The sequence below is a fragment of the Nocardiopsis dassonvillei subsp. dassonvillei DSM 43111 genome (assembly GCF_000092985.1).
GTDB lineage: Bacteria > Actinomycetota > Actinomycetes > Streptosporangiales > Streptosporangiaceae > Nocardiopsis > Nocardiopsis dassonvillei.
Genome location: NC_014211.1, coordinates 219,865 through 231,116, shown reverse-complemented (window position 1 = coordinate 231,116; position 11,252 = coordinate 219,865). Strand labels below are relative to the sequence as shown.

The following is an 11,252-nucleotide window of genomic DNA, read 5'->3' as shown; positions in this document are numbered from 1 at the left end:
TGTCCGGGTCCCGCCGGGGTGCGGGGCCCGGACGCGCCGGGGTCCGTACGGCACGGGCCCCGCGCCGCTGGCATGCGGGACCCGGACCCGCCGGGCGGCCGGGTGTGACACGGCGGACAGACGCACCACCCCGCCGACCGCACCATGAGGGCATACGCTCTCCCCCATGCGTATCGTCATCGCCGGAGGACACGGGAAGATCGCGCTGCGGCTGGCCAGGCAGCTGGCCGACCGAGGTGACGAGCCCGTCGCCCTCATCCGCAACCCGGACCACACCCAGGACGTCGTCGACGCCGGTGCCGAACCGGTCGTGATCGACCTGGAGAAGGCCACCGTCACCGAGCTGACGGAGAAACTCATGAACGCGGACGCCGTCGTGTTCGCCGCGGGCGCGGGCCCGGGCAGCGGCGCCGCCCGCAAGGCGACCGTCGACCACAAGGCCGCCGTGCTGACCGCCGACGCGGCCTCCCTGGCGGGCACGCGCCGCCTGGTCCAGGTGTCGGCCATCGGCGTGGACGAACCCGTGCCGGAGGGCACCGACGAGACGTGGGCGGCGTACGTGGAGGCCAAGCGGGCCGCCGACGCCGACCTGCGCGAGCGCGACCTGGAGCTGGACTGGACGATCCTGCGCCCGGGCCGGCTGACCGACGACCCGGGCACCGGCAGGGTGGAGCTGGGCGGGGAGGTCGAGCGCGACGCGGTGACCCGTGACGACGTGGCCTCGGTGATCGTCGCCCTTCTGGACGAACCGGGAACGGTCGGCAGGGTTCTCAACCTGGTGAACGGGGAGACACCCGTCGCCGAGGCCGTCCGCGCCGCTGCCGCCTCCTCCTGAGGGGGTGCCCGCGGCTCTCTGTGGCCAGATGCGCCTCCAGGGGGCATGATGGTTGCGGAGCCCGGCGGAGCCCCGCCACGGTGGACGCGGATGACCGGGTGTCAGCCCGACGAGTACGGCAAGCTCCACGCAGAGCAGATGGGTACGGTTATTCATGAGCGTCACGCAGGTCGTGAGGGACAGCACGGTCGTCGAGCACGCCAAGGTCGCCGCGCAGCAGAAGCGCCGGATGTTCATCATCCAGCTGGAGGTGAACGCCTACGACGAGGCCTCCAGCAAGCTGCGCCCCGGGCTGACGCGCATCCTGGAGGGGATCGAGGAGGCCGGGTGGCGGCTGGACCTGATCACCCCGGGCGACGAGGGTGACAAGCCCGCCCGTCTGTTCATCTTCCGTCCGGACCCCGACAGCAAGAAGGACGACGCCGCCAAGGCCGAGCAGCAGCACCAGCAGGAGCCCTCGGGCCAGCAGCACGCCTACCCGCACCCGCCGACGGGCGCGCAGCCGCAGGACCCGTACGCGGGGTACGGCCAGCAGCCCGGATACGGGCAGCAGCAGTACCCGGGATACGACCAGCAGCAGTACCCCGGGTACGGGCAGCAGCCGGGCTACGGCCAGCAGCCCGGATACGGGCAGCAGTACCCGGGATACGGGCAGCAGCAGGGCTGGTAGTCCCGCGATCGAGTAACAGGCCCGCACGGCCAGCCGTGCGGGCCTTTTTCGTGCGCCTGATACCGGACAAATCCGGGTTCCGATGTATTCGGCGTACATCGCCGCTGACCCTGATTTCGGCTGGATAAAACCTTCACCCGACGAAGCGACGATATGTCCGGCATGCCTACCCCGAAGCCGAAGAAACTCCAGGGAAACTCTGGATTCTTCCCTGAAAGTACTCCAAGCACGTCCTCGACTACGCTAAGTTAATTCCGGCGGATGCAGCCACCCTGTTTTGAACTTCCGAAAGGTAAGAAGAATGTCCCGTATTGCCAAGGTTTCCGGATTCGTCCTCGCCACCGGCCTCGCGTTCGGTGCCTTCACCGGGACCGCCGCCGCCGACAACAACGCCGACGTGCAGAACGTGACCATCCCGATCTGCCTGGACGTCCTCGCGGCCTCCGGCGTCAGCGGCAGCGACTGCAACGTCATCGACTGGGAGTCCACGAAGGGCATCTCCGTCAACGACTAGGACCGGCCCGCCCTCGCACCCGGCTCGGTCACAGCGGGATCCACGGGTTCCGTCAGCACCAACGATCACACCACGAACCGAAAAGGACCAACACCATGAAGCGCTTCGCCTCCGTCTCCGGCCTCATCCTCGCCACCGGCCTCGCCCTGGGCGCCATGTCCGGCACCGCCGCCGCCGACAACAACGCCAACATCCAGAACGTCACCGTGCCGATCTGCGCCAACGTGCTGGCCTTCACCGGCTTCGAGCTGGGCGGCGACTGCAACGTGGCCTCCGGCACCAGCACGAACGGCATCTCCGTCGAGGACTAAGCCCGTCGACACGACGAACCTCTTGCGCACGACCTTCTGTGGGGGTGGACGCGGGGCACGGCGCACGCCGCGCCCCGCGTTCTGTGTCTGTGGCGGACAGGGCGGACAGAGCGCTCAGGACGCGCAGGGCCGCGGATCGACGCCCTCCACCGGGTCGGTGGCCAGCCGGGCGTGCGCACCCGTGTCGAAGCGCTCCGCGCCGTAGCGCAGCTTGCGCCGTTCGATCCCCTCCGGCCGGAATCCGGACCGGCGCGCCACCACGCACGATCCCGGGTTGTTCAGCCGGTGCCCCAGCTCCAGCCGGAACAGGCCCGCCTCGGCGAAGGCGTACTCGCTCACCAGCAGCGTCGCGGCCGTGGCCACACCCCGGCCCCGCGCCTCGGCCAGGGTCCAGTAGGAGACCCAGCCGGTGTCGTGGGCCCTGCTGGTCACGTTGACCTGGACGTGTCCCAGCACCGGCCCGCCGTCCTCGACGACCGCGAAACCGAAGGCCGTGCCCTCCTCCGCCCGGACGCGCTGCCGGTCGATCCACGCGGCGGCCAGTTCCGGGGTGTCGGGGACCTCGGGCGACTGCCAGGCCAGCTCCGGCTCGGCGAAGGCCTCCAGCACCCGGTCGGCGTCCCCCGGCTCCCACCCGCGCAGTCGGTACACAGCGGCTGCCTCCTCCTCGTCCGCGCTCTGACCGCGCCACGCTACAGCCACTCCTCCTCCCGCCTTCGGGGAGGGTGGGTCGGCGGATCTCCCCGCGCGGGCCCCGCCGCCCCGTCCGCCGGCCGGGAGGACCCGTTCCGCGCCCGGGGATGTCACGTACGGCCGGAGCTGGTACGTCTGCCTGTCATGACCACCGATGTCTTCGAAGAGCACCGCTCCCTGCTGACCGGTGTCGCCTACCGCATCCTCGGCAGCGCCTCCGACGCGGAGGACGCCGTCCAGGAGGCCTGGCTGCGCTGGTCCTCCGTCGATCCGGCCGCGGTGGAGGACCCGCGCGCCTACCTGGTCACCGTCACCTCCCGGCTGGCCATCGACCGGCTGCGCAGCGTCCGGTCCCGGCGGGAGTCCTACGTGGGCGACTGGCTGCCCGAACCGGTCAGCGACGTCCCCGGCGGGGCCGAGCACGCCGAACTCGCGGACTCGGTGGAGTTCGCGCTGCTGGTGGTCCTGGAGACCCTCAGCCCGCTGGAGCGCGCCGTCTTCGTACTGCGCGAGGCCTTCCAGATGCCCTACGCCGAGATCGGCGCGGTGATCAGCCGGGAGGAGGCCGCCACCCGCCAGCTCGCCCGGCGGGCGCGCGAGCACGTACGCGACAGGCGCCCGCGGTTCGAGGCCGACCGGGCCGTGCGGCGGCGGATCACCGAGCGCTTCCTGGGAGCCTGCCTGGAGGGTGACCTGGAGGGGTTGACCGGCCTGCTGGCCGACGACGTCACGCTGGTCAGCGACAGCGGCGGCCGGACCAGGGCGCCCCACCGGATCCTGGAGGGCGCGGCGAGGGTCGGCCGGTTCCTGTCCGTGCTGGCGCGGCCGCGCAACGCGGAGCGCTTCCTCGTCTCCGCGGGCCTGGACGGCACGGAGGAGCCTCGGTCGGCGGTCACCGAGGTCAACGGCGGACCGGCGGCGGTCGTCTCCGTCGGGGACAGGGTGGTCGCGCTGCTGTCCCTGGACATCACCGCCGAGGGCCGTGTGCGGCACGTGTACCTCGTGGCCAATCCCGACAAGATGTCACGTCTGCGGGCGCCCGAACCGTCCTAGTGGCATGGACATCACCGTTGTGGGCGGTGGGCTCGCCGGACTGACCGCGGCCATCGCCAGCGCCGAGAGGGGCGCGAACGTCACCCTGCTGGAGGCGCACCGGACCCTGGGCGGGCGGGCGCGCTCCACCGAACCGCCGTACACGGCCAACGAGGGGCCGCACGTGCTGTACGGCGACGGCCCGCTGTTCTCCTGGCTGGCCGAACGCGACCTGCTCCCGCCCCACCTGCCCTTCCCCGCGCGCGCCGTGCCCCGGGTGCGCGTGCGCGACCGGGGGCGTGTGGGAGCGCCGCCGGTCGCCCTGCTCCGGGCCGCCGCGCGGCGGCGGCTGCGCGCTCCGCACGACCGGGACTTCGGCTCGTGGGCGCGGGAGGCGCTCGGCGCGGAGCCCGCGCGCGTGGCCGTGAACATGATGGGCGTGGCGCTGTTCGACTCCGACCCGTCGCGGTTGTCGGCCGCGTTCGTCTGGGAGCGGTTCCTGCGGGTCACCAACCCCGGCTGGCCCTCACCGAAGTACCTGGTCGGCGGCTGGTCCTCGCTGGTGGAGCGGTTGGCCGGACGGGCGCGGGAGATGGGGGTGCGCGTGGGAACCGGCGAGCGGGTGGACGCGCTCCCGGGTACCCCGACCATCGTCGCGACGTCGCTGGCCTCGGCCCGCGCGCTGCTCGGCGACGACTCACTGGAGTGGGAGAGCGGGCACGCCCTCATGGTGGACCTGGGGCTGCGGCGCGGCCGGGACCCCTTCATCGTCTTCGACGCCGACGAGTGCGGCTTCCTGGAGCGCTACTCACTGGTGGACCGCACGCTCGCCCCCGGGGGCGAGGAGCTGGTCCAGGCGCAGCTGCCGGTGCGGCCGGGTGAGTCCCGGGCGCGGGTCGCCGAGCGGCTGGAGCGGTTCCTGGACCTGTCCCTGCCGGGATGGCGGGAGCGGGTGACGTGGCGGCGCGACCAGGTGGCGCGCGGGCGCACGGGCGCGCTGGACCTGCCGGGGTACACGTGGCGGGACCGCCCGGCCGTGGACCGGGGCGACGGCGTCTACCTGGCGGGTGACGCGGTGGCGGCGCCCGGCCTCCTGGGCGAGGTGTCGCTCAACAGCGCGGTCGCGGCGGCGGAGGCGGCCACGGGCAGGCGCGCCGTCGGCACCCGCTAGGAAGCCTCGGGACGGCTGGGACGGCGGAGGCCCGTGGAGGCCTCCGCCGTTCCCGTCGCCCGGGTCCCGGTGGCGTGCTTGGTCGGGCGGCAGGACCGGCTCCGCGGCCGCCCGCGCGGTGGCGTGTTCCTGGCCGGGCCGGTCAGGCGGGCACGTGCGAGACGGCCTCGACGTTGTTGCCGTCCGGGTCGCGGACGAACGCGCCGTAGTAGTGCTCGTGGTACTCCGGCCAGACCTTCGGCTCGTGGAGCACCTCCGCGCCCGCCTCGACGGCGGCGGCGAAGAAGGCGTCCACCGCAGCCCGGTCGGGCGCGGTGAAGGCGAAGTGCGACTCGCGGGCCTCACCGGGTGCGGGCGCGGGTCCGATCCAGAAGTCGGGTCCGGACGTGCCGTAGCCGACGTTCTCGCCGTAGTCGAGGACGCGGCGGGCGCCCAGCGGGGCGAGGACCGCGTCGTAGAAGGCGGCGCTGGCCGCGGGGTCGCTGACCTGGATTCCGAGGTGGTCCAACATGGGATGAGTGTGACACGGGCCACCGACACTTCCGGGGGTAAGGGGCCAGGTGCAGGGCCGGGTTTCGAACACCCTTGCGAGGCTTTCTCCGCGAAACCCGCCGGTAACCGAGCGTGCGTCAGAATACTGGCCCTCATGAAGACGAGGAGGCATGATGTTGGCCATGACTACCAGGACCCGGAAGCACCCGAACGACGCCTGACCGTGGACGACCTGGAGAAAACGCCGGACGACGGTCGGCGGTACGAGCTGGTCGACGGGCGGCTTGACGTGTCGCCAGCCCCCAAACCCCTGCATACTCGCGTTTCCTACCGCCTGGGTTTCCATCTCGGTACCGTGGCTCCGGACGCGTTGGAGATCGGTGAAGGTCCCGGCATCGACCTGAACGCCGAGCGAACTCACCACCGTATCCCTGACCTGGCAGTCTTCGACTGCGAGTTGCCGTCACAGGGCTATTTCGACGTTCCCCCGCTTCTTGCCGTGGAGATCGTCTCCCCTGAAAGCGTCCTACGGGACAACCACACCAAGCGCCACGAATACGCGGCGTTCGGCATCCCCTCCTACTGGGTCATCAATCCGCTCCCCGACAAGGTCGGGATCGTCGAGCTACGCCTGGAAAACGGCCAGTACCAGGAGATCACCCAGGTCCACGGGGAGGACGTCTTCGAGACCGATTCGCCTTTCCCCCTCAGGCTCGTGCCGCACTGGTTGGTGGCCGAAGGCGCGTGGAGGAAGCACATCGGCGGCGAACCCGAGGAGGCTCAGGCCGTCCAGCGGTAGAGGTGTTCGGGGCGCCCCGTCGAGCCGTAGCGCATGCGCAGCTCGGCCCGGCCGACCGCGCACAGGTGTTCCAGGTAGCGGCGCGCGGTCACCCGGGACACCCCGGCGCGCTCGGCCACCTCCGAGGCCGACACGTCCCCCTCCGCCTCCCGCAGCACTCCCGCCACCAGGTCCACGGTGGTCGGGGTCAGCCCCTTGGGCAGCGATCGGCCCCCGGCCGGGCGCAGCAGCCCGAACAGCCGGTCCACCTCCTGCTGGGTGGCCTCCCCGTCGGCGTCCATCCTCCGGCGCGCCACGGCGTAGCGCTCCAGCTGGTCGCGCAGCACGCTGAGCGGGAACGGCTTGAGCAGGTAGTGGACCGCCCCGCCGTGCATGGCCGAGCGCACCTGGCCGATGTCGCGCACGGCGGTGATCATCAGGAAGTCCGTCCGCTGGGGCGCGGCGCTGGTGGCGGCGGCGCGCAGGGCGCGCATCACCGAGATCCCTGAGGCGTCGGGCAGGTGCAGGTCGAGCAGCACCAGGTCGGGCTGGTGCCCCCGGATCTGGGTGAGGGCGGCGGCGGCCGTGTGCGCGACCCCCGCCACGGTGAACCCGGGCAGCGACTCCACCAGCTCCTGGTGGTTGCGCGCCACCCGCACGTCGTCGTCCACGACCAGCACACGGATCATCGGGCCGCCCCCTGCGGCGCCCGCGCCCCCGGCAGGGGCAGGCAGGCGGTGAACACCGCGCCCTCGTCGGCGTCGGGCGCCTCCATCTCCACGCTTCCCCCTCTTCCCTCGCAGACCTGCTTGACCAGCGCCAGGCCCAGCCCGCGCGTGCCGCCGTCCCGGGACGCCTTGGTGGTGAACCCGAGCCGGAAGATCTCCTCCGCCACGTCGTCGGCCACCCCGTGTCCGGAGTCGGTCACCCGGATCTCCAGCAGGTCGTGGGGCAGGTCGGTGCCCTCGGCCCGGTGCAGCCGCACCATCAGCTCCACCCAGCCGTGCGGGGCCGAGGCCACCGCGTCGAGCGCGTTGTCGACCAGGTTGCCGAGGACGAGCAGCGCGTCGGAGCGCACCTCCCTGTCCAGCGCGGGGACGCTGGTGAGGGGGGACAGCCGCAGGTCCACACCCAGCTCGGAGGCCTGCGCGGACTTGGCGATGGTCAGCGCGGCCAGCGCGGAGTCGCCGACGTGCCGGGAGATGTCCGCGCTGGTGCGGCTGTGCGTCGCGGACAGGTCGGCGAGGTAGGCGCGGGCCTCCTCGTGGGCGCCGAGTTCGAGCATTCCGGCGATGGTATGCACCCGGTTGGCGAACTCGTGGGTCTGGGCGCGCAGGCCGCGGGTGACCGTGCGCGCGCCGTCGAGCTCGCCGGTGAGCCGGTCCAGTTCGGTGCGGTCGCGGAAGGTGACGACCGCCCCGGCGTCCTGGCCGCGCACGTGGACCGGCATCCGGTTGGCGACCAGGATGCGGTGCCCCGCCAGGAGGAGGCGGTCGTCGCCGGGGTCGGCGCCGGAGACGATATCGCGGACGCGCTCGGACAGGCCGAGTTCGTCCAGGCCCCGGCCCTCGGCGTCCTCGGGCAGGCCGAGCATCTCCCGGACGGGCGGGTTGGCCAGGACGAGGCGGCCCGAGCCGTCCACGGCGAGCACGCCCTCGCGGACCGCGTACAGCAGGGCCTCGCGGCTCTCCAGCAGGGAGGTGATGTCGGCGGGTTCGAGTCCGTGGGTCTTGGTGCGGACCTGGCGGGAGAGTGCCCACGCGCCGGCCACGCCCAGGACCAGCACCACGGCCACCGTGCCCAGTATGGCGGGGACCGCGGCCCTGGCCTCGGTGGCGGCGCTGGAGGCGAGGATGCCCAGGGAGACGTAGCCGACCACCTCGCCGCGCGCGTCGCCGCCGTTGACCGAGCCGCCGCCGGAGAACACCGGGACCTTGGCGCGCACGGTGCGTCCCCGCGTCCCCTCCTGCACGCCGGCCCACTCCCGCCCCTGCGCGGCGGGTCCGGGCGGGGTGGACACGGTGCGGCCGATGAGTTCGTCGTCGGGGTGCGAGTAGCGGATCCCCTCCGGGGAGGCGATGACCACGAACTCGGTGCTGGTGGCGGAGTCGATCCGGTCGGCCAGGGGGGCGAGTTCGGCCGCCGGGTCGGCGGACTGCAGGCCCGTGACGACCTCGGGCATGACGGCCACGGACCGGGCCAGGCTCAGGACCCGCTCGGCGTAGTGGCGGTCGGTGGCCCGGTCCATGTGGACGGCCCACAGCGCGCCCACGGCGGCCAGGGCCAGTGCCAGCAGGAGCACGTAGCCGATGAACAGGGAGCCGGTGAGCGACAGTCGAAAGCGCGCGGGGTACGTGATCATGTGTTCTCCAGGCGCCGTGGCGGGGGACGCGGAAGCCCCGGCCGGGCGAACCCGCAGGTGGGCGTTGCACGAACAATACGACCGAACGTGACGCGGGTGTTAACACAATCCTGACACGCGCGTGACCCGGGTCACGTCCCAGCCCGTTCCGAGGCGCTCGGAGAGGGGGGCCACGGGGGTCGGAACGCGCCGGTCGGGGCGGCGGTCCTCAGGCGGCGACGCGGAAGACCTGCTTGGAGTGCCAGGCGACATGGGCGGGTTCGACGGCGGGGCTTCCCGGAGCCGGGCGGACGAGGTCGCGTCCGGCGAGGGAGAGGACGACCGTCTCGGCCGCGGGGGAGCGGGCCTCGAAGCGCGGGGACACCGCGACGGTGAGTTCGCCGGTGAGCCCGAGGACGCCGCGGTCGAACAGCAGGTGGTGCGTCGGGCACAGGCACAGGCCGTTGTCCAGGTCGTTGGGGCCGTCGTACGACCACCAGCGGATGTGGGCGGCCTCCAGCCCGACCGACACGCCGTCCAGCCGCCCCTCGTAGCCGCAGAACGCGCACCGGTGCTCGTAGGCGGTCAGCACGGTCTCCCGGAACCGGGGGTCGCGGACGCCGCCCTCCCCCGGCGCGGGGACCGGCCCCTGGCCCACGCGGAGTCCGGTGAGGGCGATGATGCCCTCGTGCAGCGAGGGGGCGAAGTTGTCGTCGAGCAGACGGCGGGCGATGCGGGCGGCCAGGCCGGGGTCGTCGCTCAGGGCCGCGTCCAGGTCGGGATCCAGCCTGCCCCGCGCCTCCTTCTCCCGCAGCAGGGTCACCGCCGAGCCCGGGGACCCCTCGCCGTCCACCGTGGTGACCCGCCAGAACCCGTCGGTCTCCAGGTGGTGGAAGGGGTAGCCGGGGTTGGTGGGTTTCGCCGGGCCGAACTCCCGCAGGAGTCGCGCGAGCCGGGCCTCGGCCTCGCTGTAGACGATGGGCGCGTTGCCGTTCCGCTGGTGGTGCGCGAGCACGTACAGCAGCAGGAGGGGCTTGTGGGGGGCGCGAACCCCGGCACGGGTCCACCGCTTGACGGAGCCGAGCCGCTGGGTCCAGTCCATACCGGCACACCCTAGTACGGACGGCCTCCGGCGGCTTCCGGGAAGTGCTCTTCCCCGGGAGGCCACCTGTCGGAAGGCCGCGTGCCGGGAGACCGCGTGCGAGGAAGGCCGCGTGCCGGGCGGACCTGGCCGTTCGGCGCGGTCGCGGGGCCGCACCGCTCCCCGGAGCACGTCCCGGTACCGGAACGCTCCGAGGCCGCGGTAGCAGGCGTTAGCGGCGCGGGCCCCGAAGCCCGGCGGACTACCATCGTCACCATGGCAACCGGGAACACGGGTCGCAAGCGCCCCACGATCAGCGACGTCGCCCGCCGGGCGGGTGTGAGCAAGGGCGCCGTGTCCCGGGCGTTGAACACCGGTACCGGCACCAGTGCCAGCACCCGTGAACGCATCCGCCAGGCGGCGGTCGAACTGGGCTGGAACCCGAGTTACGCCGCACGCGCGCTCAACGGCAAGTCGCTGGGCACCATCGGACTGATCGTGCGCCGCTCCCCCGAGATCCTCGACTTCGACGCGTTCTTCCCCTCGTTCCTGTCCGGTATCGAGTCGGTGCTCTCCGGCGAGGAGCACGCCACCGTCATCCGCTTCGTACCCGACGAGCGGACCGAGGCCGCCACCTACGAGCGGCTGTTCAACGACCACTTCGTCGACGGCTTCCTGGTCACCGACCTGCGGACGGACGACGGCCGTCCCGCGATGCTGCGCCGCCTGGGCGCGCCCGCCGTGGTGGTGGGCGCGCCCGAGGGCTCCTCCGACTTCCCCACCGTCACCAACGACTCCAGGGAGGCGATCCGCGGTCTGGTGCGCTGCTTCGCCGAGGCGGGGCACCGGCGCATCGCCCACGTCCAGGGCGACCCCCACATGCTGCACGCGCACCAGCGCCGGCGCCACTGGGAGGAGGCCGTGCGCGAGTTCGGCCTGGAGCCGGGGCCCGTGGAGGAGCACGGCGGCTACACCATCGAGGGCGGGGCCCGGGCCACGGAGCGCATCCTCGCCAGGCCCGCCGCCGAACGCCCCACCGCCGTCTTCTACGGCAGCGACCTCATGGCCATAGGCGGTTACTCCGTGCTGGGGGAGGCGGGTCTGACCGTCCCCGACGACATGGCGGTGGCCGGGTTCGACGACATCCCCCTGGCCTCGTTCGTCACACCGCCGCTGACGACCGTCCGCAACAGGCACCGCGCGCTGGGCAGTGTCGGGGCCCGCATCCTGCTGGACATGCTCAAGGGGCAGGAGCCGCCGCTGTCGACCGTGCTCGTCGGTGAGCTCCGCCCGAGGAAGTCGTCCGGACAGCCGATCCAAGGCTTGTAACGGTT

13 protein-coding genes are annotated in these 11,252 nt (G+C 72.6%); 8 read left to right on the top strand and 5 right to left on the bottom strand.

Annotated elements, in window-relative coordinates; genetic code table 11:
- Positions 1-166: 166 nt before the first annotated feature.
- From NDAS_RS25145 to NDAS_RS25130, 4 genes are all read left to right on the top strand, one after another.
- Positions 167-835 (top strand): SDR family oxidoreductase, encoded by a 669-nt coding sequence (locus NDAS_RS25145; protein WP_013156075.1) that lies wholly within the window; start codon positions 167-169, stop codon positions 833-835.
- A gap of 154 nt (positions 836-989) precedes the next feature.
- The gene (locus tag NDAS_RS25140; protein WP_013156074.1) at positions 990-1,505 is read left to right on the top strand and encodes a hypothetical protein; all 516 of its coding nucleotides are present in this window, start codon (positions 990-992) and stop codon (positions 1,503-1,505) included.
- A 301-nt stretch (positions 1,506-1,806) separates the two neighbouring features.
- Complete coding sequence (locus NDAS_RS25135; RefSeq protein WP_013156073.1) at positions 1,807-2,019, top strand: hypothetical protein; 213 nt, start codon at positions 1,807-1,809, stop codon at positions 2,017-2,019.
- Positions 2,020-2,114: 95 nt separating this feature from the next.
- The gene (locus NDAS_RS25130; protein ID WP_013156072.1) at positions 2,115-2,330 is read left to right on the top strand and encodes a hypothetical protein; all 216 of its coding nucleotides are present in this window, start codon (positions 2,115-2,117) and stop codon (positions 2,328-2,330) included.
- 114 nt (positions 2,331-2,444) lie between these two features.
- Here NDAS_RS25130 and NDAS_RS25125 read toward each other — a convergent pair whose 3' ends face one another.
- A complete protein-coding gene (locus tag NDAS_RS25125; protein WP_041553404.1) occupies positions 2,445-2,981 on the bottom strand; it encodes a GNAT family N-acetyltransferase in 537 nt (178 codons plus the stop codon).
- A 186-nt stretch (positions 2,982-3,167) separates the two neighbouring features.
- Between NDAS_RS25125 and sigJ the strand changes: the two genes are divergently transcribed.
- Complete coding sequence (gene sigJ / locus NDAS_RS25120) at positions 3,168-4,076, top strand: RNA polymerase sigma factor SigJ (protein ID WP_013156070.1); 909 nt, start codon at positions 3,168-3,170, stop codon at positions 4,074-4,076.
- A gap of 4 nt (positions 4,077-4,080) precedes the next feature.
- Entirely contained in the window at positions 4,081-5,226 is a 1,146-nt protein-coding gene (locus NDAS_RS25115) for an FAD-dependent oxidoreductase (protein WP_013156069.1), read from the top strand.
- A 142-nt stretch (positions 5,227-5,368) separates the two neighbouring features.
- On the opposite strand, the gene NDAS_RS25110 is transcribed toward NDAS_RS25115, so the two are convergent.
- Positions 5,369-5,737 (bottom strand): VOC family protein, encoded by a 369-nt coding sequence (locus NDAS_RS25110; protein WP_013156068.1) that lies wholly within the window; start codon positions 5,735-5,737, stop codon positions 5,369-5,371.
- 135 nt (positions 5,738-5,872) lie between these two features.
- On the opposite strand from NDAS_RS25110, the gene NDAS_RS25105 reads away from it, so the two are divergent.
- Positions 5,873-6,517 (top strand): Uma2 family endonuclease, encoded by a 645-nt coding sequence (locus NDAS_RS25105; RefSeq protein ID WP_013156067.1) that lies wholly within the window; start codon positions 5,873-5,875, stop codon positions 6,515-6,517.
- Here NDAS_RS25105 and NDAS_RS25100 read toward each other — a convergent pair.
- The 3 genes from NDAS_RS25100 to NDAS_RS25090 all read right to left on the bottom strand — a co-directional run bounded on the left by NDAS_RS25100 (position 6,499) and on the right by NDAS_RS25090 (position 9,939).
- Positions 6,499-7,185, bottom strand: coding sequence for a response regulator (locus NDAS_RS25100; RefSeq protein WP_013156066.1), 687 nt, complete (start codon positions 7,183-7,185; stop codon positions 6,499-6,501). The two genes, NDAS_RS25105 and NDAS_RS25100, sit on opposite strands and share 19 nt — an antisense overlap.
- On the bottom strand, positions 7,182-8,858 hold the full coding sequence (locus NDAS_RS25095) for an ATP-binding protein (RefSeq protein ID WP_013156065.1): 1,677 nt from the start codon (positions 8,856-8,858) through the stop codon (positions 7,182-7,184). Before NDAS_RS25095 ends, NDAS_RS25100 begins: the two co-directional genes overlap by 4 nt.
- Positions 8,859-9,066: 208 nt before the next feature.
- Entirely contained in the window at positions 9,067-9,939 is an 873-nt protein-coding gene (locus NDAS_RS25090; protein ID WP_013156064.1) for a phosphorothioated DNA-binding restriction endonuclease, read from the bottom strand.
- Positions 9,940-10,194: 255 nt separating this feature from the next.
- On the opposite strand from NDAS_RS25090, the gene NDAS_RS25085 reads away from it, so the two are divergent.
- Entirely contained in the window at positions 10,195-11,247 is a 1,053-nt protein-coding gene (locus NDAS_RS25085; protein ID WP_013156063.1) for a LacI family DNA-binding transcriptional regulator, read from the top strand.
- Positions 11,248-11,252 lie beyond the last annotated feature (5 nt).